Source organism: Roseicitreum antarcticum, from assembly GCF_014681765.1.
Taxonomy (GTDB): Bacteria; Pseudomonadota; Alphaproteobacteria; order Rhodobacterales; family Rhodobacteraceae; genus Roseicitreum; species Roseicitreum antarcticum.
Map to the genome: position 1 here is coordinate 2,107,925 of NZ_CP061498.1, position 23,440 is coordinate 2,131,364.

At 61.0% G+C, this 23,440-nt stretch carries 22 protein-coding genes; 7 read left to right on the forward strand and 15 right to left on the reverse strand.

From position 1 onward, the window contains the following. Position 1 precedes the first annotated feature (1 nt). From H9529_RS10165 to H9529_RS10195, 7 genes are all read right to left on the reverse strand, one after another. The gene (locus H9529_RS10165; protein ID WP_092890260.1) at positions 2–2,170 is read right to left on the reverse strand and encodes a chemotaxis protein CheA; all 2,169 of its coding nucleotides are present in this window, start codon (positions 2,168–2,170) and stop codon (positions 2–4) included. Positions 2,171–2,177: 7 nt separating this feature from the next. Continuing rightward, positions 2,178–2,546, reverse strand: a complete 369-nt coding sequence (locus H9529_RS10170; RefSeq protein WP_092890263.1) for a response regulator — start codon at positions 2,544–2,546, stop codon at positions 2,178–2,180. Then, a complete protein-coding gene (locus H9529_RS10175; protein WP_092890266.1) occupies positions 2,546–2,818 on the reverse strand; it encodes an STAS domain-containing protein in 273 nt (90 codons plus the stop codon). Before H9529_RS10175 ends, H9529_RS10170 begins: the two co-directional genes overlap by 1 nt. A 78-nt stretch (positions 2,819–2,896) precedes the next feature. Further along, a complete protein-coding gene (locus H9529_RS10180; RefSeq protein WP_092890269.1) occupies positions 2,897–3,445 on the reverse strand; it encodes a hypothetical protein in 549 nt (182 codons plus the stop codon). A gap of 64 nt (positions 3,446–3,509) precedes the next feature. Beyond that, complete coding sequence (locus H9529_RS10185) at positions 3,510–5,558, reverse strand: methyl-accepting chemotaxis protein (protein WP_223814372.1); 2,049 nt, start codon at positions 5,556–5,558, stop codon at positions 3,510–3,512. A gap of 84 nt (positions 5,559–5,642) precedes the next feature. Continuing rightward, positions 5,643–6,086, reverse strand: coding sequence for a hypothetical protein (locus H9529_RS10190; protein ID WP_092890275.1), 444 nt, complete (start codon positions 6,084–6,086; stop codon positions 5,643–5,645). Positions 6,087–6,144: 58 nt separating this feature from the next. After that, positions 6,145–6,708 (reverse strand): hypothetical protein, encoded by a 564-nt coding sequence (locus H9529_RS10195; protein WP_092890278.1) that lies wholly within the window; start codon positions 6,706–6,708, stop codon positions 6,145–6,147. 881 nt (positions 6,709–7,589) lie between these two features. On the opposite strand from H9529_RS10195, the gene H9529_RS10200 reads away from it, so the two are divergent. Then, positions 7,590–7,958: a hypothetical protein gene (locus tag H9529_RS10200; protein ID WP_143033516.1), complete on the forward strand. Its 369-nt coding sequence runs from the start codon at positions 7,590–7,592 to the stop codon at positions 7,956–7,958. Between the two features lie 80 nt (positions 7,959–8,038). Here H9529_RS10200 and H9529_RS10205 read toward each other — a convergent pair whose 3' ends face one another. The 6 genes from H9529_RS10205 to H9529_RS10230 form a co-directional block, all read right to left on the reverse strand. Beyond that, on the reverse strand, positions 8,039–8,809 hold the full coding sequence (locus H9529_RS10205; RefSeq protein WP_176847148.1) for an alpha/beta fold hydrolase: 771 nt from the start codon (positions 8,807–8,809) through the stop codon (positions 8,039–8,041). Next, positions 8,802–9,815 carry an ABC transporter ATP-binding protein gene (locus tag H9529_RS10210; RefSeq protein ID WP_092890284.1) on the reverse strand — a complete coding sequence of 338 codons (1,014 nt, stop codon included), beginning with the start codon at positions 9,813–9,815 and terminating at the stop codon, positions 8,802–8,804. Before H9529_RS10210 ends, H9529_RS10205 begins: the two co-directional genes overlap by 8 nt. Continuing rightward, positions 9,812–10,834, reverse strand: coding sequence for an ABC transporter ATP-binding protein (locus H9529_RS10215; protein WP_092890288.1), 1,023 nt, complete (start codon positions 10,832–10,834; stop codon positions 9,812–9,814). The genes H9529_RS10210 and H9529_RS10215 overlap by 4 nt, the downstream gene beginning before the upstream one ends. Further along, on the reverse strand, positions 10,831–11,721 hold the full coding sequence (locus H9529_RS10220) for an ABC transporter permease (RefSeq protein ID WP_092890291.1): 891 nt from the start codon (positions 11,719–11,721) through the stop codon (positions 10,831–10,833). Before H9529_RS10220 ends, H9529_RS10215 begins: the two co-directional genes overlap by 4 nt. A 1-nt stretch (position 11,722) precedes the next feature. Beyond that, positions 11,723–12,664 (reverse strand): ABC transporter permease, encoded by a 942-nt coding sequence (locus tag H9529_RS10225; protein ID WP_092890294.1) that lies wholly within the window; start codon positions 12,662–12,664, stop codon positions 11,723–11,725. A 63-nt stretch (positions 12,665–12,727) separates the two neighbouring features. Beyond that, positions 12,728–14,299, reverse strand: coding sequence for an ABC transporter substrate-binding protein (locus tag H9529_RS10230; protein ID WP_092890298.1), 1,572 nt, complete (start codon positions 14,297–14,299; stop codon positions 12,728–12,730). 263 nt (positions 14,300–14,562) lie between these two features. Between H9529_RS10230 and H9529_RS10235 the strand changes: the two genes are divergently transcribed. From H9529_RS10235 to H9529_RS10255, 5 genes are all read left to right on the forward strand, one after another. Then, positions 14,563–15,585 carry a LacI family DNA-binding transcriptional regulator gene (locus H9529_RS10235; protein WP_092890301.1) on the forward strand — a complete coding sequence of 341 codons (1,023 nt, stop codon included), beginning with the start codon at positions 14,563–14,565 and terminating at the stop codon, positions 15,583–15,585. Between the two features lie 81 nt (positions 15,586–15,666). Beyond that, positions 15,667–16,173 (forward strand): NAD(P)-dependent oxidoreductase, encoded by a 507-nt coding sequence (locus H9529_RS10240; protein ID WP_223814373.1) that lies wholly within the window; start codon positions 15,667–15,669, stop codon positions 16,171–16,173. 86 nt (positions 16,174–16,259) lie between these two features. Further along, positions 16,260–17,024, forward strand: coding sequence for an SDR family NAD(P)-dependent oxidoreductase (locus tag H9529_RS10245; RefSeq protein ID WP_092890307.1), 765 nt, complete (start codon positions 16,260–16,262; stop codon positions 17,022–17,024). Positions 17,025–17,053: 29 nt separating this feature from the next. After that, the gene (locus tag H9529_RS10250; protein ID WP_092890310.1) at positions 17,054–17,335 is read left to right on the forward strand and encodes a 5-deoxy-glucuronate isomerase; all 282 of its coding nucleotides are present in this window, start codon (positions 17,054–17,056) and stop codon (positions 17,333–17,335) included. Beyond that, on the forward strand, positions 17,256–17,672 hold the full coding sequence (locus H9529_RS10255; RefSeq protein WP_092890313.1) for a FadR/GntR family transcriptional regulator: 417 nt from the start codon (positions 17,256–17,258) through the stop codon (positions 17,670–17,672). The genes H9529_RS10250 and H9529_RS10255 overlap by 80 nt, the downstream gene beginning before the upstream one ends. 78 nt (positions 17,673–17,750) lie before the next feature. On the opposite strand, the gene H9529_RS10260 is transcribed toward H9529_RS10255, so the two are convergent. Both H9529_RS10260 and H9529_RS10265 read right to left on the reverse strand, forming a co-directional pair. Beyond that, positions 17,751–19,469 (reverse strand): hydantoinase B/oxoprolinase family protein, encoded by a 1,719-nt coding sequence (locus H9529_RS10260; RefSeq protein ID WP_092890316.1) that lies wholly within the window; start codon positions 19,467–19,469, stop codon positions 17,751–17,753. Continuing rightward, entirely contained in the window at positions 19,466–21,502 is a 2,037-nt protein-coding gene (locus tag H9529_RS10265) for a hydantoinase/oxoprolinase family protein (RefSeq protein ID WP_092890319.1), read from the reverse strand. Before H9529_RS10265 ends, H9529_RS10260 begins: the two co-directional genes overlap by 4 nt. Positions 21,503–21,836: 334 nt before the next feature. Between H9529_RS10265 and H9529_RS10270 the strand changes: the two genes are divergently transcribed. Then, on the forward strand, positions 21,837–23,438 hold the full coding sequence (locus H9529_RS10270) for an ABC transporter substrate-binding protein (protein ID WP_176847153.1): 1,602 nt from the start codon (positions 21,837–21,839) through the stop codon (positions 23,436–23,438). Positions 23,439–23,440 lie beyond the last annotated feature (2 nt).

Here is a 23,440-nt window from a genome sequence, read left to right on the forward strand (position 1 = left end):
ATCAAAGTTCCTCTAAGCGCATCATTGAAGGGGACACTGACTCAGCCCGCACACGCAACGCGGCCTCTTCCGGATCAATGATCAGTGCAATTTTTCCGTCGCCAAGGATCGTTGCGGCGGCAACTCCCGGAACATGCCCGTAGTTTCCTTCCAAACCCTTAATGACCACCTGTCGCTGATCGTGAATACGATCAACAGCAAGTGCCCATCGTTCATTCTGACCCGACTCGACCAGCAGCAGCACCATTGATGTGTAGTCATCGCTTCGTTTGCGGTGGCCGAAGACCTCGGCCAGGTCGACGATCGGGACAAATGTGTCACGCACAGCCACAACCTGACCATTGGAAGCGACCTGATGGATATCTTTCGCCGACGGACGCAGGGTCTCAATGATCGCAGTTATGGGAATCACCATCGTCTGACCGGCGACATCCACGACCATTCCGTCCAGCACCGCAAGGGTTAGGGGTAGGCTGATCGACAGGGTTGTGCCCTGCCCAGGCACCGACGCGATGTTCACCCTGCCACCCAGATTGTGGATCGAACTGCGAACGACATCCATACCAACCCCGCGGCCGGACAGGTCGGTGACCTCCCGCGCGGTTGAAAAGCCCGGCAAAAACAAAAGTTTATCAATTTCATTGTCGGACAGAGCACTTTCCGGGGGGATTAATCCCTTGTCGATGGCAATCTGCCGCACCTTTGGCCGGTTAATGCCGCCGCCATCGTCTGATACCTCTATCAACACACGGCCCGAGCGATGAGCCGCTGAAAGTTTCACACGCCCGGTTTCTGGCTTGCCAGCGGCGCGACGTACCTCGGCCAGCTCCAATCCGTGATCTACCGAATTTCGGATGATATGCGTCAAAGGGTCAACCAGGCGTTCGATAACGGTTTTGTCGACCTCCGTGGCTTCACCCTCAGTCTCGAAACGGACCACTTTTCCAGAGATGTCGGATGCCTCCCGCAGGATCCGCGCCATCCGCTGAAACAACGGCTTCACGGATTGCGCGCGGATTGCCATAACATTCTCTTGAATTTCTCGCGCAAGGTTCTTGAATTCATCCAGTCCAGAAATGACATCGGGCGACTTTGACAGCCCGGCATCCTGAACGCATTGCGAAAGTACGGCCTGGTTGATAACCAACTCACCCACGATGTTGATCAACCGATCAACCAGTTCAAGGTCGACCCGAACTGTACCCTGAAAGCCGGCGGCGGCCTTCGTAGGCTTGTCGGAACCCGCGCCGCCCCGCGATCTGGAAGGTGGCGGGCTTGGCGGGCTATCTTGTCGCGCGCCAGCCGAATCCGGCTGCGGTGTTGCCGCAGTATCGACTACCTCGGGTGCCCGCCCGACGTCGACAATCTGCGGTTCCGATGGTTTTGTCGTTATGTCTTCGGCGCCTTCCTCACGCGTGATCTCCAGGCTGCATGCACCGTCAACAAATTCAAACACCTCTCGGATGGCTTCTTCGGAATCGCTGGTGCGCAATATCAACAACCAGGTGAAATAGGAATCAGCGCAGTCAAGATCGTCCAACCTGGGCAATGCATCCGTATCGACCTTGACCGACAGGGAGCCAAGCTCTGCCAGCGCGCGGAACAGATGCACCGGATCATTGCCATTGGCAAACAGTCGTTTTGTCGCGGAGAATACGATCGTAAATGTACTTTCAGCCGCCGGTCCAAAATCAAACGCAAGCGCAAGAGGTTGAAACCCAAAATCCGGTTCCTCTGCCGGGCCACCAGCGACAGCACTGGACTGAGCTGCGACGGAACTACCGGAGATCTGCGCCAGTTTTTCCAACAGATCAGCGCCGACACTGGTGTTGATTTCGGTATTGTCACGCGCGACCACGACAAGTGCTGACAGATGATCAGCCGAGCGAAGTAGAATCTTCATCACCGCATCTGTCGCAGACAACCGACCCGACCGCATCTCGTCCAAGGCTGTTTCAAACTGATGGGCAAATTTTACCAAGGCGTCGAGACCAAATGCGGCCGCACCGCCCTTGATGGAATGAACTGCGCGAAAAACCGAGTTTACAGTCTCCGGATCTACCGCATCGCCTGGCGTATCGGTGATCTCGGTCAGCCCATCGTCCAGCATCTCCAGGAGCTCCTCGCACTCTTGGAAGAATGTCTGTCGAATATCTGATGAAGATGTCATTCTTACCTCAATGCGATGAAACTCGTCTGATTGCGGAAACCAACTTTACGTCGTCGAAGGGCTTAACAATCCAGCCCGTCGCGCCACTATTGCGGGCGCGCTCTTTAAGATCGGGCGCGCTCTCAGTCGTCAACACCAGTATCGGTACTGCCGAGAAAACTGGTCCAGAGCGAATTGCCTCAATAACGCCAAAGCCATCCAGGCGCGGCATGTTGATATCTGTTATAACGACCTGGGGTGAGACTTTTGACAGTTGCTCCAAACCGTCCACACCATCGACCGCGACATGGACCTCGAAACCGGCATTCAATAACGCTTCTCTCAACATTTCCCGGATCGTTCGGGAATCATCGATCGCAAGTATGACAATTGACACTATATTAACCCTTCTGTTCTGAAGTCGCTATCCAGACCAAGGCACTCAAACTCTGCATGAAGTGCGGCAGATGCCTTCAATTCAAAAAGGCTGCTGCCAGCGTTCCACTCCCGCGCCATGGCAAGAAGAATCTGCGCCAGAAGTGTCCCGCCAGACACCACTTCAGTGCCGTCAATGGAAACGGGAAGACCTCGGAAGTTCTTCAGGTTTTCATAGAATTCTTGCGCTCCAACATGATCAATTCTTTGCTGTAGTTTTACGGTCTCGGTCATAAAATGCAGATCCTTTCATCGAATGCATGAGGCAGCGCGCTTGCCGCCAATACCACGCACGCCCCCAGTGGTATTTTCTCAGAATATTGTGATGCCATCGTCGTCGTTCGATTTGCCAACGGAGCTTCTTGAAACTAAAACCTCAGAGCTTCGAACAATCATTTGTCGCGCCTGCCCTGTCGTCGGGACATATCTGATTCGTCTTGCGTCAGTTCCGCCTAGGCTTTTTGCCACACACCTTATTCCTTCATTCACCAGAAATTTTTGTGCAAACTCCATATTTGCCGGGCCAATCTTTCCAAGCCCGTCATGCATCATCGCACCACCGAAAAGTTTCGCTTCCATCCGGTCCTTCCGGGCTCCCATTTTCAGCAACCCGTTGATCAGAAGTTCCATAGCATGGGACCCGTAGCGCATCTGCTGCCGTTCATCGGGACTTCCTTCGGGAAGCAAGAAGTGGTTCATCCCTCCCACGCCACGGACCGGATCGGTGATACACGTCGCGACACAGGATCCCAGAATTGTGGTCAACACCGTATTCGGCTCGTCCGATACGAACTGGCTGCCCTGGACCACATGGATTACGTTGAAAATCCCGCGATCAATCCTTTCTTGATTTTCAAACACTTGTGCGCACCAATCTGTTCACTGCCATTTTCGTCGCTCGAAGAGCCCGTATCGTTGGGCGCGATCAGAAATCCTCCCAGCCCTCAACTTCAGCCGGTTGCGCGGCAGCGGCACTGCCCCCGGCACTCCGGGCGCGCGCCATGGGCCGGGACATTTTTGCACTTTTCGCCTTCTGGGGACGGTCGGTCGCCTTGGCCCGCTCTGCACTGCTGGCACGGTCGACCTTGAAGTGGGATACGATCTCGACCAACGAAACAGCGTCCTTGGTCAGCCCCTCGCTTGCTGCGGTGGTCTCTTCAAGCCGCGCCGCGTTTTGCTGTGTCGACTGATCCAATTGGTTGACGGCACTGTTGATCTCGACAAGGTTTGCAGATTGCTGGCGCGACGTGACGGCAATATCCGAGACCAGCCCCGCAATTTCGGTAACGGACCCAACGATTTGGCGCAGCGCATCACCGGTTTTCCCAACCAGATCGACCCCGCGCTTGACCTGCGTACCGCTGTTGGCGATCAGATCGTTGATCTCACGCGCAGCGTCGGATGAACGCTGTGCAAGTGCCCTCACCTCGGACGCGACAACTGCGAACCCGCGGCCCGCATCCCCTGCCCGCGCGGCCTCGACGCCGGCGTTCAGCGCAAGCAGGTTTGTCTGGAACGCGATATCATCGATCACTTTGATGATGGAGGTGATCCGGTCGGACGAGCTTGCGATCTGATCCATGGCCGAGACGGTTTCGATCACGACCTGGCCACTGCTTTCGGCGCTGGCCTTGGCATCGCGCACGGCCATGTCGGCTTTTGTCGCACCGTCCGCCGTGGATTTCACCGACGATGTCAGATTGTCGAGGGCGGCCGCCGTCTGCTCCAGTGTTGCGGCGGTGCTTTCCGTCCGGCGAGACAGACTGTCAGCCGTTGCGCTGATGTCACGCGCTTCGTTGCTGATGTTCTCGGCGTTCATCGCGATCTCTAGCAAGGCGCGGGACAGATTTTCGACCATGTCATTGTAGTCCCGCCGAAGATCTTCGTAGGTGCCTGCGAACGGCTGCTCGATACGTACAGTCAGATCCCCCGCATTCAGGTTCTTGAGGCCTTGGCGCAGCGCTTCTACGACCGCGCTCTGCTCACGCTCGTCTGCGGCTTGGCGCGCACGCGCGCTGTGCAGTTCAGCCTGTTCTTTCGTGACATCTTTGCCAAGCAGAAGCAGACGAATTGCCTTTCCATTGTAGTCCTTAACGCAGGTCAGGCTGCCATCCACGGTGCTGCTCGCGCCGCCGCTTGTGCTAAACAGCAACATCCCAATATGCGCCGAGCTTTGAATGGCCTTCTCCATGATGGCGCCGCAGTCCTTGGATTTGTCGGCACTCGATGTCAGAATCTGTTGCAACGTTTTCTTGAGTATCTCGTTTTCCGAAAATCCGAGGCTTTTCAGAAACTGTCCGTTCGACCCGATGCAACGGCCATCCAGCGCGAATTCCGCCTTAATCTGGGTGCTGTCGATCGCTTCGATGATCGCGCCGTTCAGGCGGCTTTCGGTCACGTCAATCCACTCCAGCACATAGCCGACCTGGTCGCCCTTGACGTCGCGGATACCCGTTACGGAAAGGGAAATCCGTGCATCGCCGAACGCCACCACCGTGTTGAATGTCGAACTCCCAATGGAACGCATCTTTGCGCGAATATGCTCACTGTTGTTCTTGTGGAAATGGTCCACGGATCTGCCAACGATGTCGTCGGGGTCGAAATCCGGGCGCACCAGGCGGATACCCTCTGCATGATGGCGAAACAGCTCGGTCATCTTGGGGTTGAGATAGTTCACCACCATCTTGTCATCCGTGATCATGATGCACGAAGAGGAACCGGTGAAGGCCGCGCTCTTGAAGGTGCTTTCAATTTCGGCGGCAAGACCCTGCTTCAACAGTTCTCGCAAATCCTCCAGCGCTTTGCCGATCGCGCCGATCTCATCATTGCGGTCGGCAGCAGCAGCCTCAACACTATAGTCTTTGCGGCTCAGCGCCGACACAACACCCTTCATCTGCTTGAGCGGCAACGCGACGGTGCGCCGGAACAGCAGCATCATGAAGGCGACCGCCATCACAAACAGCACGAGCCCCACCAGCAAGGCGCGTAGCTTCTCGCCGACAACCTCAGCCCTCAGTATGTCCGATGTCCATTGCGCCGCGACCGCGCCAGCGACGCTTCAGTCCTCACCAAAGAACGTCGGCACCGCGATCGAGAACCCGTCTTCAGAAGTAACTTGGCCCCCCGATGCGATCGCGCGCTGTGCCAGCGCCTGAAGCTCGCTCTGGGTGCTTGTCCCATCAGCGACACTGGCAACCGTCGCGCCGTCGGCGGACACCGCGATGACCGTGCGCACCGCACCCTCGGCATCGGCCATCTGGGCAGCAAGCTGTTCGTCGATAGCGTCGATTCGGGCGAAACGAATGGCGCCACTCACCTGACGCGCAAGCGCTGCCGTGTTGCTTTGCGCCTGATTTCGGATCTGGGTATCGACCAGCCCCATGAGGGTAAACCAGTTGAGCACCGACAAGGTGCCAATGACGATACCCACAGACAGGACAAGCGCCGCTGCGATCTTGATGAAAATTGAATTCAACCGTGGGGTTTCTACCGATGGAGACATTCCGGGGTTCCTCATGGGCCTGGCTTAAGTGATGATGATCTGGCGATGGTGTTGGAGGTCAGAACATCTCGGCATTCAGGCCGATGGTGACTGCACCTGTCGGAATGCCCGAGGTCGGATCGACAACCGTGAAGGAAACCTGCATCTGGTACGACTGGACGGATTCATCGAATTCCACGTCCGAGACATGAATGGCATCGGGCCCCACCATGAATGTCTCTTGGTGCTTCGCCTCATCCCCCTGGTAAATGTCCGACGTGACATCGCTGATCGCGACGTTCAGGCCTTTGGCATCCATGACGATGACCTCGGTCACAAGGCCACCGGTGGCCTCGACTTGTGCGCGCAGATAGTCTGACACCGCACTGCCCAGAATCCTGTCGATCAGAATGCTGTTCGTGCCGACCTCCGCCGTCCACTGGGCATCAAGCGCAAGGATTTCATTCTGCGTCATCCCTGCGGTCCGGGCATTGGATGCGGCGATAGCGTCAAGAACCTGCGGAACCGAAAACCAGTCCCGGACCTCCGAATTCACATAGGCGGTGACACTTGATTCCATTGCCGCTGCGGGGCCGATCGTCGCAGCAAGTGCAATGAAAGAGGCAAGACCAAGGTGTTTCATTTTAGACTTCCATCATTTTAAGGGGGACTGAATCGCTGTCCGACCTACTGTAGGGATCAAAACTTAATGATCGGCTTACGGGCGGAATCGCGGCAGACGGCGAGGCCTCTTGGCCCAGGCCGCCACAACCGCACCGTACCGGCGACACCCCTCAGGCCGAGACAGATGGCGGCAGGGCAGAGCGGGCGACTTGCGCTGACAAGCTGCTGCGCCGCAGTGCAAAACCTGTCATAAAGCCATGTTTTTTGGGCGATTTCGGCGACCGTTGATCAGGCGGGGGAACACCCGCAACGGGGGGCGCCCACGCAACGACAGAAGTTCTTGAGCCGGGGAGGTTGCACAGAAGGCGACCCGAAAAGGCGGAAGCTGCGGCACACGCGTGCCCAACTGGCCCCGATAAAACTTGAGCTATCGTTAATAAATGTGAAAATTGGGCCCTGTTGGTCGGCTTTCTTGATCGCACGGATGCCCCCTCTCGGCGGCATCACAGCAAGAAAGCGGATCCATGCCACCAAGGCAGCGTGCGAACCGCGCAGAGGTTGATGCGGGCGGGAAACCCACGATGCTTGAACCTTTGGCAAAACGATATTGAGGACCTCCGTATCCCCTAAGATTGCCAGAGCACCGGATGAGCGCTTCGGTCCCGTCTCGACCCGCCATTGCGGTCTCCAACCACAGCAAGTGTGCGTGGTAATACCTGTCGCAAGACAGGGTAGCCCGCATTGGCGTGGGCGGCGTTCCAACGCCAAGGGCAATACCGTCACTGCGCGGATCATGCGCGCCCGTGATACCGTTCCGACCAGCCAAGATACGACCCAGCCAAGATACGGGCAGCTTGCCCGCAGAGCGGATCATGATCGGGCAATGCCGCGACACTGTGGTTGCGCATCATCTTCGGCGCGCGGGTGTCGCTCTTGATCGCGCTGGCCGTCGTGTTTTTCTCAGGGATTGTCGGTGTCGTTCTGGGGCTCGTATCGGGTTATTTCCGGCGCTGGGTAGATTCCGGGATCCAGAAACTACCGGAAGTTTTCTGGGCCTTGCCGCTGAGTTCCAAACTCATTGAGTTTCGCAGCAAGGAAATGGCCGGTGCGGCTGGCACTGCGGCGAAAAAAGAAGTCTCCCCGCATCTGTCACATCCCCTGGCGGCGCACATAGGAAAATCCAACTGCAGACCATCGGTCCCGTGCGTAAGCTTCAGACTGGCATTGAGTGCGGCGGATAACCGGCACTGGACCGCTGACCGAACTTGACCGTTGCGGCAGGATCAATCAACTTTTACCCTCAGCAACAGTCCCGCCTTTTCAACGTGCGCCGAACAAAGCGCGCAACGTCATTCGTCTGCGAGCGCCGGGCGGTTCGGCCCACCCATCGTGCCAGCACGAAGACTGACGGCGTGGCGATCTTGCTCCAGAAACCAGCTGTCGAGCAGCTTGTTGATGCGGTCGGGGTGTTCCAGCGGCGGGCAATGGCCACACTTCGCCAGCGCGACAAGCCGTGCCCCAGGAACAAGCTTGTGCATTTCAACTGAAAACGCTGTATCAATCACCGGGTCGCATTCACCTGTCACGATCAAGGTCGGACAGGCTAACCCGGGCAGCAGAGGGCGCATATCGCGGCGGGCGATGATCGCGGATTGTTGCGCCGTCAGCGCATCCAGGCCAAGGGCGACCGAGGCATCGGCCATGGCAGCGAATACGTCAGGCGACAGTGTTATCGGATCGTGAACGCAGGCTGTCATCGTCTCGCCGTGATCGGCACGAAGGCCGATCTTGGCCGCTTTCTGAAGCCGCTCCTCGCGGCGCAGGCGCGAACCGTCGGTTTCGGGGCGGGCGCTTGTCGCGATGAGTGTCAGGCTTTGCACCCTGTCCGCTGCGGCTTCCATCACCTCAAGCGCGATGTACCCGCCCATCGACCACCCCACCAAGTGGAATGCACCGGGGCACTGGTCCAGCACGTGACCGGCCATCGCAGCGATCGAGGGCAGGTCGTGATAGCCATCGGGCACGATCACGGAACGATCCCCTGCAAGATGCGCTATCTGATGGGTCCAGGAGGCGCGGTCGGCCTGCAAGCCCGGTATCAAGACGACCGCGTCACCCATGCGCGGGCCCTTCGGCGTCGGCCTCAATCGCTGCCTGGGCAATTTCATCGCTGAAATGACAGGCGGCGCGGTGTTCGCCCTGCACAATCTGCAACGCAGGCACCTGCTGCGCGCACAGGGGACGGACGAAGGGACAGCGCGTGCGGAAATGACAGCCCGATGGTGGGTCAATCGGGCTGGGCAGTTCACCGACGGGCGGGCGCGCGGCGTCACGGCCCCGGGGCGTGGGTTCCGGCACCGCGCGCAGCAACGTCTGCGTATAGGGATGCGCGGCACGGTCGAACACGGCATCCACAGGCCCGTACTCGACGATCCGGCCCAGATACATCACGGCCACCGTGTCAGCCACATGGGCCACCACAGAAAGATCGTGGGACACCAGAACAAGGGTCAGGCCCATCCTGTCCTGCAACCGCAAGATCAGGTTCAGGATCTGCGCCTGTATCGACACGTCCAGCGCTGACACGGGTTCATCAGCGACGATCAACTCAGGCTCCAGCGCGATGGCCCGCGCGATGCCGACCCGCTGACACTGGCCGCCTGACAGTTCATGGGGAAACCGGCCAAGGTGATGGGCGGAAAGGCCGATAAGCTCTGCAAGTGTCGTCACCTGCGCATCAATATCGCCACCGCGCCGATAGTTCAGCAGGGGCTCGGCGATGATCTGGCGCGCCGTCATCCTCGGGTTCAGCGATGCCTGCGGGTCCTGAAACACCAATTGAAACCGCTGCCGTGCGGCGTGCAGCGCGCGACGGTCAAGCTGCGCCATGTCCTGCCCGTCGAACCGCAGGGTTCCGTCGGTCGGGCGGTCAAGCTGCGCGATAATGCGGGCAAGGGTCGACTTGCCACAGCCACTTTCGCCCACAAGGCCCAGGGTTTCGCCCCGATGTACCCGCAGGCTTACCCGGTCCAGCGCATGAAGATGGCGCCGCGGGCCGCGAACCCCGCTGCGTCCCAGGTCGAACACCCGGCTGACGCCGTCGATTTCCAGCAATGGTTCGCTCATGCCCAGGCCCTTACAAGTTCGTGGTCGCGCATGGCCTCGAATACCGCATCCGACCGGATGCAGCGCGCTGCATGGTCGGGGGTGACGGCGTGGGCGGGCGGCAGCGGATCGCGGCATGCAGGTTCGGCAAAGGCACAGCGATCGGCGAAAGTGCAGCCGGGTATGCGGCGGTCAAGCCGGGGCACGCTGCCGCCGATTTCGGCCAGCATGGTACGGCGGCCACTGGCGCGCGAGGGCAGCGAACGCAGCAATCCAGCAGTGTACCCATGGGACGGACGTTCGAAAATCGCACCCACCCGCCCCTCTTCGACGATGCGCCCAGCGTACATGACCAACATCCGCTCTGCCACCGAGGCGACAACCCCAAGATCGTGGGTGATGAGGATCACGCTCATCCCAAGGTTACGCTTCAGATCTGCGATCAGGCCCAGGATCTGCGCCTGCACCGTCACGTCGAGGGCGGTGGTCGGTTCATCGGCGATCAGCAGTTCAGGATCGCAGGCCAGCGCCATGGCGATCATCACCCGCTGGCGCATCCCGCCCGACAATTCATGGGGATAGGCCGACAGCCGGCCCCCGGCATCTGGAATGCGCACCAGATCCAGCATCTCGCGGGCACGGGTCAGGGCAGCGGAATGGCTGCTGCCACGATGGCGGCGCACCACTTCGGCGATCTGCATGCCAACGGTGTGAACCGGGTTCAGGGATGTCATTGGATCTTGAAAGATCATCCCGACACGGTTGCCCCGCACCTGCCGTAGCACCCGTTCAGGCGCGCGGGTCAGGTCAATGTCGCCCAGATGGGCGGCACCGCTGCTGATACGGGCGATCCCGCGGGGCAGAAGGCCCATGATCGCCATGGCGGTCACGCTTTTGCCGCAGCCGGACTCGCCGACGATCGACAGGATTTCACCCCGGCGCACATCGAACGAGATGCCTTCAAGCGCATGGATGGTGACGCCCCGGCTCACGAAATCGAGACTGAGGTCACGGACCCGCAGGGTGGGCGCACTGCTCATAACCCGCCCCTCGCCACCTTGCGGGGGTCCAGAGCATCGCTCAGCCGGTCGCCCAGGATGTTGACCACAAGAACCAGAATCGACAGCATCGCGCCGGGATAGAACATCAGCATCGGGTGTATCCTGAAATGAGTGCGGGCATCGGCCATCATGCCCCCCCAGCTTGGCACCTCGGGTGAAGTACCGACGCCCAGAAAACTGAGCACGGCCGAGGCAATGATGGCTGACGCTGCGGCATAGGTGGCCTGTACCAGAACCGGTGCCATCGTGTTGGGCAGGATATGCCGCCAGATCAACGCCAGACCCGATGTGCCGATGGAAATCGCCGCGTCCACATAAGGCTGTTGCCGGATCCCAAGGACAAGAGAGCGGACAAGCCGCACCATGCGCGGAATCTCAGGGACGGAAATCGCGATGATCACGGTCATCAGCCCGGCATCCAGCAGCGCCGCCAGCGCGATGGCCAGCAGAACTGCGGGAATCGCCATCATCGCATCGTTCAGCCGCATCACAACGGCCCCACCGATGTGCGAAAGCCCGGCATAAATGCCGATGGCCACCCCTGGAACAGCCGAAATCAGCGCGACGCAAAAGGCGACGGTTAGGGATATGCGGCTGCCGTGTACCGCCCTGGCGAAAACGTCGCGGCCCAGATGGTCTGTGCCCCAGATCGCATCAGCGCTTGGCGGGCGCAGGCGGTTGGCCGGGTCGATAAGCACCGGATCACCTGCGATCAGCGGTGCGAACAGCGCCATGGCAATGAACCCGGCCAAGATGAACAGGCAAAGCGCGGTTACGGGATCACGCAGAGCAAGCGCCAGATTTTCGCGCAGCGCACTGCGTCGGCGGGCGGGGGATGTCACTTCCAAGGGGGCGGCAGGGGTCATGTCAGCCCTTCACCCGTGGATCGAACCAAGCGTAGCTGAGATCAACAAGGATATTCACAAGGATCAATGTCGCCGAAAAGAACAAAATCACCCCCTGCAGCACGGGATAATCCCGCCGGGTGATGGCATCGACAGTCAGTCGTCCGATGCCGGGAATGTTGAACACGGATTCGGTGACCACAACTCCGCCGATCAGCGTGGCAAGGCCGATGCCGATGACCGTTATCACCGGCACCCCGACGTTTTTCAGGGCATGGACAATCAGGATGCGCACAGTGCCCAGCCCCTTGGCCCGCGCGGTGCGGATGTGGTTCTGGTTCAGCGCATCCAGCATCGCCGCCCGTGTCACCCGCGCGATCAACGCGGCGAAGACCAGCGCCAGCGCGAAGGACGGCAAAGCGACGCTGTGCAGGGTGGTCAGCACACCGTCGGACAGAGGTTTGTAGCCCTGCACCGGAAACCAGCGCAACTGGACTGCAAAGACATAGATCAGCATGTACCCGATCACGAACACCGGCACCGAAAACCCGATCACCGCCAGCCCCATGATGGCCCGGTCCAAAAGGCTGTTCGCCCGCCATGCCGCAATCACGCCAAGGGGCACGGCGATTGCAACTGTCAGACACAGGGTTACGGCGGCCAGCACGAACGTCGGTTCGACGCGCTGCCCGATCAGCCGCGTCACAGGTTGGTTGGAATAGATAGATGTACCAAGGTCCAGACGTACCGCATCGGCAAGCCATAACGCGAACTGAATATGCAGCGGTTCGTCAAGCCGCAGGCGGGCCCTGATGGCCTCGACCTGCGCCGGGGTGGCATTGTCGCCCGCAAGCAAGACCGCCGGATCACCCGGCGTCAGATGGGCCAGCGAAAAGATGAATACCGCGACCAGGAACAGGATCGGAATGGCGGCCAGAAGCCGTTTGGCAAGATAGACGGGCAAGTCAGGGCTCCTGCTGAGGGGGCCCGCCACCGGAACATCTCCGATGGCGGTGCGTGGCGCGGATTACTCGGCGCGGCGGACGTTCCAGAAGAACGGCACCGGGCTGTCGATGAAGCCGGTCAGGTTGCTGGCAATGCCCTGTGACGGGAACGCCTGCCCCATCGGCACATAGCTGACCAGATCATGGGTCAGAACCTGCATCCGCTCGGCCAGGGCGACCCGCTCATCCTCGGTTGCTGCGGCAGCGAATTCTTCACGCAACTGCTGCAACTCCTCCGAACAGGCCCAGCCGAACCAGCCATCTTCGCAGGCACCCGCGACATAGACGTTGGTCATGGGATTGATCTGGTCGACATAGCCCCAGCCGGTGAAGAACAGGTTCCAGCCCCCCTCGGCCACGGGCGCCTTGCTGGCGCGGCGGGTTGCCACAGTGGCCCAGTCGCTGGCCTGCACCTCGACTTTGAACCCGGCCTCTTCCAGCATCGGTTTCAGGACCGAATAATAGGCGTCGTGCACCGCAATGTCGCCGACATGCATCAGCATCACGGGCGTTCCGTCGTATCCCGCCTCATCCAGAAGCGCGCGCGCGGCATCAACATCGCGGTTCAGAACCCGGTCGGTGTTTGCATCCGACGCATAAGGCGTGTCGCAGAAGAACACCGCCGCGCATTCAAGATAGCGGTCGGTGGCATCGCCATAGGCAGCCTGCAGGAAAGGCGTCTGCTCAAGCGCGTGTTGCAGCGCCTGACGGATCAGTGGATCGTCGAACGGCGCATTCAGGTGGTTGACCACAAGCTGCATCGAATTGCCCGCCTGCCGCGCGGCAATCGGCTTTGCGTCGTCCTGTCCATCGAAGAACGCCAGCATGTCGGCGGGCACTTCCTCGATCCAGTCGATTTCACCCACGATCAGCGCGTCGATGGCGGTAGCCGTGTCAGGGATATACGTCAGCTCGACCCTGTCGAAATGCGCCACCTTGCCCCCTGCAGCCATGCTGACAGGTTCGTCACGCGGAACGTAATCGTCGAACTTTTCGAACACCGCGATGCTGCCCGGCACCCATTCATCCTGGATCAGCTGATAGGGACCTGACCCGATAGGCGTCGCAACCGCCTCGGACGCGGGGGTTGCAGCCAGGCGGGCAGGCATGATCACCGGCACGTTCGACGAAATCTTGCCAAGCGCGTCCAGAACAAGGCCCCAGGGCTCGGACATCGTGATGGTCAACGTAGCATCGTCCGTCGCCGCAATGCTGTCCATCTTCGAGAACAGGACCCGGCCCAGCCCGTCAACCCCGCCCCAGCGCTCAAGCGAAGCCACGACATCGCCCGCCGTTACCGGGGCACCGTCGTGAAACGTCAGGCCATCCCGCAACGTGATGACATAGACCAGCCCGTCGTCCGAAATCGTCACACTGTCGGCCATCTGTGGCTGGACCTGATATTGCGCGTCCATGGCAAACAGCGTGTCGTACATCAAGTACGACGCATTACGGATTGTGAAATTGGTGGTCGCGATCGGATCAAGAACGTTAATGTCGCCGTTCATCCTCAGGCGCAGCGTATCTTGGGCGATTGCCACGGCGGGCAGCCCTGCCAACAGCGTAGCCGCCAGCATCGACGCAAGGTGTCGCATCTCAAGTTCCTCCCTTTGGTGGCGCACGGTTCTGCGCCGCGTGGCAAATCGTTTTGTGGTACCCGTTCACCTTTGCCGGTAAGCGAACGAGGCGTAGTGCACTCCTCCTAGTGCGTAACGATTTGCACGCTAGCTGCAACTTTTCCATCGATCAAGTCATTTGTTGCTATGCCGCCAGCGTCCTGCATCAGCATCAGCATCTATCTGCTTGACGAAACGTTACGCGCTGTTGATATGTCATGGGGTAATCGAAAGGAAAATTCGTGGCGACGATAAAGGATGTGGCGCGGATCGCCAACGTGTCGGTTACCACGGTATCAGCGACGCTCAGCGGATCGGCCCCGGTCAGCGAAACCTTGCAAAAACGCGTCTGGGATGCAGTGCGGGCCGCGAACTACCAGCCCGATCCGGTCGCTCAGAATCTGCGGCGGGGGGTGTCCACCACCATCGGCTTGATCGTCCCCGACATCGCGACCCCGTGGTCGGCGCATCTGGCCCGTGCAATGCAGAAGGCACTGTCCCAACGCGGGTTCAACATGTTGTTTGCCAGCAACGAAGACGACCCGGACCGCGAGATGAACGAGATCGCCCTGATGACGGCGCACCGCGTGGCGGGCCTTATCATCGCGCCCACCAGCCTCGGCGACAAATACGCCGAGCGCCTTGTTGCCGCTGTGACGACACCGGCGGTCCTGGTTGATCGGGTCGTCGCCCCCGATGTGTTCGATGCGGTGGCAGATGACAACGAACTCGGCGCGCAACTGCTGACGCATTACCTGCTGCGCCTGGGACACCGCGACATCGCCTTCCTGTCAGGGCGTCGCGGAATTTCGGCATCGGACGAAAGGTTCGATGCCTTTCGCGCCGCAATGGCCGGCCAGGGCGTGCCGGTGCGCGAAGACCTGATGTGCCGCTCGATCTTTCGCCATGAACATGCCTACGCCGAAGTCCAGACCCTGATGACAAACGCTGCGCCGCCGACGGCGATCATGTGCATCAGTATCGCCCAGCTTCTGGGTACCATGGCCGGGCTGAAGAACATGGGCTTGCGCGTTCCCGAGGATGTCTCGGTGATCAGCTTCGATGATTTTCATCCGGCGGTTGGCTGGCAACCATCCATCACCGCGCTGACGCAAGACACCCAGGAGTTGAGCGCACAAGCGGCCGCGCTTCTGCTCGCGCGTCTTGGCCGCGGGGCAAACGAGCCCGTTCAACCGCCGCAGATCGTGCGCATCAAGCCAAGGCTGTGCGTCAGGGAATCCTGCCGGTCGCTATTGCAAGGTTGACCCATTCAGGCCCGCACCCAACCAGCATCGGCCAGGTCTACCAACGCGACAGCCCATCCCACGACAGCCGGTACCTTGGCATTGTTTCTGGCCTTCGCCCGCCGCATCTGTACCTGTGACCAGGCGCTTCGGGCGGGGGGATGGGGTATCGGTCAGGCCGAACCAATCCCCCGGACAGCCGGGCGGACCCTGTGCCCTGTCGGCTATGGCCGCATCGGACGTGCCGTACATCGACGGCTTGCCGCGTTCGGAATCAGGCGGGTTTTCGTGCATGATCCATTCGTGCCCCATGAAATGGCGGACGAGGCAGGTGTGCATCCGGTGACGCTGGCGGATCTGGTGGCGCAATCCGACATTATATTGCCCCATGCGCCCGCCACGAGTGACGCGCCGCTCATGGACGCTGGGTGCCTTGCGACACTGAAGCGCGGGGCGGTGCTGATCAACGCGGCCCGAGGCGCGCTTGTCGACGGGCGGCTGCCTGGTGCGGGGCTGGACGTGTTCCGCCAAGAGCCGCCCGATCCGTCGAACCCGCTTCTGGGCATGGCGAATGTCTTTCTGTCGGACCGCACGGCATGGTATCCGTAAGGCTCTGTTGCCGCACTTCAAAAACGCGCCGCCGCCGAGGCTGATCTTGTCCTTTCAGGCGCCGCCCCCAGGAACTGGATAAACTCATGGTAGGAATGTTCGATCTGACCGGAAAAATTGCCCTCGTGACGGGGGGTGGGTCAGGGCTTGGCCTGGCCATGGCCAAGGGCCTCGCAGCCCATGGCGCGCATGTTGTACTTGTCGGTCGAAACCTGCCGCGCCTTGATGCCGCCGCCACGTCGATCAAGGATGCGGGCGGCAGTGCAGAGCCTGTGGTCTGCGACCTGCTTGATGTCGATTCCCCCACCGCGATGGTCCGCGACCTGGAGGAGCGTCACGGGCGGATAGACATCTTGCTCAACAACGCAGGGATCCAGCACCGCGCGCCCTTTGTCGCGTTCGAAGATGCCGACTGGTATCGCGTGCTGGATACCAATCTGACCGCGCCTTTCCGTATGGCCCGCGCTGTCGCGCCCGCCATGATTGCCCGTGGGTCAGGCAAGATTATCAACACACTCTCGGTGCTGTCATCGCTGGGCCGGGCCTCCGTGATACCCTATGGCGCGGCCAAGGGCGGGCTGAAGACGCTGACACGCGGTCTTGCGGTCGAACTTGGTGCCGCGAACGTTCAGGTGAACGGGATCGCACCCGGCTACATCCTGACCGAAATGAACACCGCCCTTGCCGCCAACCCCGAGTTTGACGGCTGGCTGCGCGCGCGCACCCCCGCCGGGCGCTGGGGCCGCCCCGAGGAACTGGCGGGCGCGGCGGTATTTCTGGCCTCGGCCGGGTCCGATTTCGTGACCGGACATGTCCTGACCGTAGACGGTGGCCTGACGGCCTCGGTATAACCAAGATCAAGACGGAGCTTTACGTTTTGATGCATTATATGATCCGCGCTTATGACAATGCGAACCAGCCACTTGCCGATACCACAACCGACGCGATGCAGGACGTGTATTTCAACCCTCTGCGCCCGGCCAAGAACGAACCCCTGACCATTGACGCCAAGGGGTTCGAACTGCTCGCCGTGGTCCTGTCAGGGCGATGCAACATCATGGTCGGGGATCAGCACTTCAACGATGTCGGGCAACGCGCGGATATATGGTCGGGCCGCGCGGCGCACACTTCGACAAATGGAATCGATACGGAATGCCCCTGAAGCCCTGCGCGAAGCGATCGGACGCGACGATCTGGGTCGTGACGAAGACATCGCGTTCCATGATCGCGTCGCAATGACCGCCGGAAACGAGAAATTCCGCACCCTGCTGAAGACAATCGGCAACCCGATTGCGCAGACGATCACCATCGGCCTGCAACTGGGACGCCAGAAAAGCGACAGCCTTCGGCAACGCGTCATCGAGGAACACAGGCCTATCGCAGAGCCAATCGCGGCCGGGGACCGTGAGGCCGCAACCACCGTTATGCGCTACCATCTTTTCCAGGCACGCGCGGGTCTGGTTGACATGCATCACCACATGAATCCGCAATCAGCATAAACAGATCGCCACCAGTGGCATGGCCCCCAAACGGCATGTCCTGTCCTTTGACCGATACGACGCGCTTCGCCGAAAGACTTACGAAGTCTCATGATCTTTCGGCAAACATGCAGCGATCCGCTCAGTGCCATAGTGCTGCTCTGCGGCGGAAAGAGTTACTTTGCCGTCAAGAATGTCCGTTGCGATAGCGGTGTCCGCGCGCTCTGACATCGGGCCGAAACCGCCACCGCCCAAAGTCTCGATCCGCAATCGGTCCCCTGCCGCAAGCGTCCGGCTACACTTGGAGGGAAGCTCTGTCCGGGTTGTGGCCGTGTAATGGATGATATGTGTCGTGCTCCCGGTGAGGCCGCCCAGCACGCCCGGTGCGCCGAACAGATGTCCGTCAGACCGCACCGTCAGCGCGGTCCCGTCGACCAGCGCCTGAAGTTCTCTTGCTATGCCCAGTCCGCCACGCTGACGACCGGCACCCCCTGAATCAGGGACCAAAGCGTATTCGATGCACAAGATGGGATACTCGGTTTCCAGAACCTCGACCGGCAAGTTGGCCGAATTCACGGTATGCACGTGCACGGCGTCCGCGCCATCATGCTCGGCGAATGCGCCCGCCCCACCCCCAGTGGATTCCGGATAGACGTATGTCGTGCCGCGCGCCGGGTCGCGTCCGGCCAGGACGATCAGCGAAGTGGAATCGTTGCTGGCCGACATGCGCTGCGCTTCGGGCAGGGCCTGTCCCAACGCATCGAAAATCGCCCCGGCCAGCCTGTTGCTCGTCACCGCTCGGGCGGCGACGGCGGCAGGGGCCGCGGGGTTCACCACGCTGTCGTCGGGCACGACGATGCAGATGGCGTCGATCAGGCCACTATTGGATGGGATCGTCGGGCCAAGAAGGGCCTTGATGGCGTAACAGACCGTCGCCTCGAGGGAAGAGGGTGACAGGTTGATCGCCCCTTTTGCCGTCGGGCCCGACCCCGTGAAATCCAACGTCAGCGCGTCGCCGGCCACCCGGACGGTGCACACCAAAGGCACCGGGTCGGACCCCGCACCGTCATCGTCCAGATACCGTGTCGCCTGCCATTCCCCATCGGGCAGCGCGGTCACGGCCGCGCGCACCAATGCCCCCGCATGCGCCACAATGCCGTTGACCGCATCCGCGACCGCGCGGGCGCCGTGATCGGAAATCAGCGCCTGCATCAGCGCCGCGCCACGCAGGTTTGCGCCGACCTGATTGCGCAAATCCAGAATGCGCTCCATCGGTTCGCGGGTGTTGTGCGCGATAAGGCCGATGACATCTTCGTCCGCCACGCCCGCGCGGGCGATCCGAATGGGCGGCAGTCGAATGCCTTCCCAGAAAATGCTGGGCGACGCCCCCGATACCGATCCCGGCTCTGGTCCGCCCACATCTGCATGATGCGCGATGTTGCCGACGAAGTAGGAAAGCGCCCCCTCCACGAAGACGGGAGTGATTACCGAGATGTCGGGAAGATGCGTCCCGCCCGCCAGATAGGGGTCGTTCATGACAAAGGCGTCGCCTTCCGCGATGGTATCGATTGGATACCGGTCAAGCAGGGCGCGGACGCCCCACAAAAGCGAGCCAATGTGAATGGGCATATGATCGGCCTGCGCCACCAGCCGCCCTGCGACGTCAAAAATCGCGGTGGAACAATCACCCCGTTCCTTGATGTTGGAAGAGAACGCGCCCCGGATCAGAAGATGGCCGACATCTTCGGCCACCGCCTTGAGGCGTTCATGAATGATCGACATGGCGATCAGCCGCTGTCCGTCGGTTCTCTGCGTCATGGCTGCAACTCCGGTGTCAAGATCAGCGTGCCGTCCTTCAGGACCTCGGCGCTCCAACCGGGTGGGATGACTGTCGTGGCGGTCATCTCTTCCAGGATCGCGGGGCCAGCGATGATGGTTCCGGGGGGCAGTTGCTCCCGCTGTCGGATGCTGGCGGTCTGCCACGCGCCGCCGATGTGTATGTCACGTGTGTGTCCCACATCATCCGTCACCACCGGCGCGCCGGAGCCGCCATGCGCGCGTATTGGGGTCGTGGCAGCCTTGAGGCGAAGCGTCACCACTTCGACCGCGCGGTCAGGCAGGTCATAGCCCTGTTCGATGCGATGGGCCTCCTCGAACCGGGCGCGCAGGGCGGCGGGGGTGTCGGACGGGTTAGCCTCCACAGTGATCTCGAAGCTTTGCCCGCTGTAGCGCGCCTCGATCTGGCGCGCGAAACGGTGATCGGCCACCGGGACGCCAAGACTGCCAAGCCACGCGCCGCCGTCTTTCTCCATATCCTCAAATGCAGTGTCGATCGCTTGTGCGGTCTCGGCCGTGAGGGGTATGATCCGCGTCAGCGACAGGTCCCGGGCGACGTCGCTGACCAGCAATCCCCGCGCGCACAGAGTGCCCGGCTGTACCGGCACGATCACCCGGCTCATCCCCAGGCCCGCCGCGACCTGAGCGCCCATGAGCGGTCCGGCCCCGCCAAAGGCCACAAGGGACATGGCCCCCGGCTCATACCCGCGCGTCAGCGCGACAGACCGGATCACGCGCGCCATGTTTGCCGTGGCGATCGCCACGATGCCTTCGGCGGCTTCCCCGACGCTCAGCCCAAGCGGCTGTGCGATCTGGTCGCGGATGGCGTCCGATGCCGCCGCTGTGTCCACTGTCAATCTGCCGCCCAGACGGATTTCGGGGTCAAGCCAGCCCATCGCCAGGGCCGCGTCCGTCACGGTGGGGCAGGTGCCGCCGCGCCGATAGGCGACAGGTCCGGGGTCGGCGCCCGCGCTTTGGGGTCCGACGACAAGCGCGCCGCCGTCGTCAAGCCGGGCAAGACTGCCACCGCCCGCGCCGACCACCTCGATGTCCACCATCGGGGCCAGCACGGGGTGCCCGGCAACACTGCGCACCCGCGCAAGGCGAGGCCTGCCGCCTGAAATCACTGCGACGTCCGTGCTGGTGCCGCCGACGTCGAACGTGACCAAATCGCCAAGGTCCAGACCGGCAAGCATTCGACCAATACCAGCAACACCGGCTGCGGGTCCGGATAGCGCCGTCCGCACAGGCAGCGCCTCCACTGCGGTCAGGTCCATCAGTCCGGCATTGGACGTAATGGTATAAAGCGGGCTGTTGAGGCCCATGCTGGTCAACCCGTCCGCCAGCCGCCGGAAATATCGTTTCGCGCGGGGTCCCACATAGCCGTTCATGGCCGTCGTCGAAAACCGTTCGAACTCGCGATACTCCGGGGCAACAGCGTGCGAGGTGGTGATGAACACGCCCGGCAATGCCGCGCGCAGGTAGGCCAGGGTCGCGTCTTCGTGTTTCGGGTTGGCATAGGCGTGCAGGTAACAGATCGCGACCGCCCCGATGTCGCGCGTGCGGATGGTTTCGGCGATCTCGTCCAGATGTTGCATATCCAGTGGGATCAGGACTTCACCGGACGCACGCAGCCGTTCCGTGACCTCGAACCGGTCGCGGCGCTGCGCCAGTGGGGCGGGGCGGGTGATACGGTAATTATAGACACTCGGGCGCGATTGCCGGCCAAGCTCCAGTATATCCCGAAACCCCTTTGTGGTGATCAGGGCCAGACGGTCGCCCTTTCGCTCGACGATCATGTTGGTCACAACCGTGGTCCCGTGGCCAAAGAACACGACGTCCGCGCCCGACGCGCCTGCCTCGGCCAGCAACTCCGCGGTGCCATCAAGGATCGCGCGGGACGGATCGTCAGGTGTGGACGCGATCTTGCGTGACCAGGCAGCCCCGGTGTCAAGATCCGTTGCCACGATATCCGTGAAGGTGCCGCCGACATCGAGGCCAAGCCGAAGTCTCATGCTGTCAGGTCCTTTCCATCGAACAGGCTGGCCGAGGTGCCGATACCCGAGCGGTCACACCGTATGTGGCTGCCAAGCGCGCCGCACCCCCGGAAGCTGGCAGCATGACAGATGTGGTCAAATGCCCTGAAAGCCTCTGGCCCTGCTGCATGAAAAATAGACGCTCCCGCAAAGCTCTGTCCCAACAAACCCGTTCCCCGATAATAAAGTTGACGGTCGACAATGTGCATGTCTACAAATGTTTGGGAAGTGCCGAAAGCGAATTTTTTTCAGATCGAGCAATGGCCGGCCGACGGCCTCAACCAAAGCGCGGCTACAGCAGAGAGGAATTAGCATGACTAAAGTGAGTATAGCGGCCCTGAGGAGCGGTGGCGCATCCTTGGCCTTGATCGCGTCAGTGGGCGCGTCTTTCGCCGCAGGCGATCTGATTATCGCGATGCCTGCGAACAACGAGCCTGCATCGTTGGACGGCCATATAGACCCGTACCAATCGACGTGGTTGATCAATTCGCTGATCACGGATCCGTTGGTCATCCTGTCGCCGGACGGGACGTACATACCGGGTCTGGCGACGGAATGGAGCGTCAGCGAAGATGGGACCACATGGTCATTCACCCTGCGCGAAGGCCTGACTTTCCAAGATGGCGAGCCGTTCAATGCCGAAGCGGTCCGGGTCAACCTTGAGCGCGTTTTGGCACCTGAAACCGCATCGGCGCAGCTTGCCAGCGACATCGGACCGATCGCGTCGATCGAGACGGACGGCGAGACTGGCCTGACCATCATCTACGACACCCCTTGGGTGACACTTCTGGATGCGCTGCGCCGCGCACCCCTTTGGTCGCCTGCGGCACTCGCCTCGGCAGAGCCGGGCGATATGGCGGCGACCCTTATCGGGACGGGACCGTTCCGGTTCGTCGACTGGGCGCAGAATGACAACATCACCATGGAACGGTGGGACGACTACGCGGGTGTCACGGCGATCTCTGACGCGCCGGGGCCCGTGGGGCTCGACTCCGTGACGATCCGTTTCATCGGTGAAAGTGCCGTGATGGGGCAGGTTCTGGCCACCGGCGAAGTCAACATGGTCTACACGCTGCCACCGTTGTTCTCGGACCAATATGTCGACAACCCTGACTACACGATGCTGAGTCGCGGGCAGGCAGGCACCGGCCTTCAGATGGTCATGAATACCCGAAACGCACCGCTCAACGACATCCGGGTCCGTCAGGCCTTGCTGCTGGCCAAGGATTCCGCAGCGGCCAATGATATCCTCTATGACGGTCTCTATCAGGCGTCGGATGGTCCGCTGAACAACATCCACCCATGTTATTGGGATGGGGCGACGGATATGTACCCCTTCGATCAGGAACGCGCGGCGGCACTGCTGGATGACGCGGGTTGGATCATGGGCGACGGCGGCATGCGCGTGGCGCAGGGCGTCGAAGGTGTTGCGGACGGCACGCCGCTCGTGATCCGCTATTCGACCCTGCACCACCAGGAAATCGGCGAGGTGTTTCAGGCCCAGATGCGTCCGGTCGGTATCGACCTGCAGATCGAAGTCGTTCCCGGCCCCGTGCAACTCGACATGGTGCAGCGTCGCGACTTCGAACTGATGTACGAGCGGCAAAGATCGCCAAGCCCGCTGATCCTCGATCAGGTCTGGAACTCGGCCTATGACGAACCAGGTGGCTGGGCATGGACAGGCTACGCGGACGCAGAGCTTGACGGTATCCTCGCACAGCTTCGCGCGGTGTTCGATGACGGGGAACGCTGTGATCTGGCGCGTGACGCGCAGCAGATCATCATGGAGAATGCGCTGATGCTGCCGACGCTGAGCCAGCCGATCATCGTAGGTCTGGATGCCTCGGTGCAAGGGTTCCAAATGGGCGCAGAAGGCAATTGGTTCTTCCTGCAAAACACGTCGATCGAAGAGTGACT

Bases quoted from the DNA above. Each gene is read 5' to 3' on its own strand.
- H9529_RS10190 (WP_092890275.1), bottom strand. From the start codon at position 6,086: ATGTCTCCATCGGTAGAAACCCCACGGTTGAATTCAATTTTCATCAAG.
- H9529_RS10265 (WP_092890319.1), bottom strand. From the start codon at position 21,502: ATGAGACTTCGGCTTGGCCTCGATGTCGGCGGCACCTTCACGGATATC.
- H9529_RS10270 (WP_176847153.1), top strand. From the start codon at position 21,837: ATGACTAAAGTGAGTATAGCGGCCCTGAGGAGCGGTGGCGCATCCTTG.
- H9529_RS10210 (WP_092890284.1), bottom strand. From the start codon at position 9,815: ATGAGCGAACCATTGCTGGAAATCGACGGCGTCAGCCGGGTGTTCGAC.
- H9529_RS10195 (WP_092890278.1), bottom strand. From the start codon at position 6,708: ATGAAACACCTTGGTCTTGCCTCTTTCATTGCACTTGCTGCGACGATC.
- H9529_RS10260 (WP_092890316.1), bottom strand. From the start codon at position 19,469: ATGACGCAGAGAACCGACGGACAGCGGCTGATCGCCATGTCGATCATT.
- H9529_RS10245 (WP_092890307.1), top strand. From the start codon at position 16,260: ATGGTAGGAATGTTCGATCTGACCGGAAAAATTGCCCTCGTGACGGGG.
- H9529_RS10250 (WP_092890310.1), top strand. From the start codon at position 17,054: ATGCATTATATGATCCGCGCTTATGACAATGCGAACCAGCCACTTGCC.
- H9529_RS10205 (WP_176847148.1), bottom strand. From the start codon at position 8,809: ATGGGTGACGCGGTCGTCTTGATACCGGGCTTGCAGGCCGACCGCGCC.
- H9529_RS10165 (WP_092890260.1), bottom strand. From the start codon at position 2,170: ATGACATCTTCATCAGATATTCGACAGACATTCTTCCAAGAGTGCGAG.
- H9529_RS10230 (WP_092890298.1), bottom strand. From the start codon at position 14,299: ATGCGACACCTTGCGTCGATGCTGGCGGCTACGCTGTTGGCAGGGCTG.
- H9529_RS10215 (WP_092890288.1), bottom strand. From the start codon at position 10,834: ATGAGCAGTGCGCCCACCCTGCGGGTCCGTGACCTCAGTCTCGATTTC.
- H9529_RS10255 (WP_092890313.1), top strand. From the start codon at position 17,256: ATGTCGGGCAACGCGCGGATATATGGTCGGGCCGCGCGGCGCACACTT.
- H9529_RS10175 (WP_092890266.1), bottom strand. From the start codon at position 2,818: ATGACCGAGACCGTAAAACTACAGCAAAGAATTGATCATGTTGGAGCG.
- H9529_RS10220 (WP_092890291.1), bottom strand. From the start codon at position 11,721: ATGACCCCTGCCGCCCCCTTGGAAGTGACATCCCCCGCCCGCCGACGC.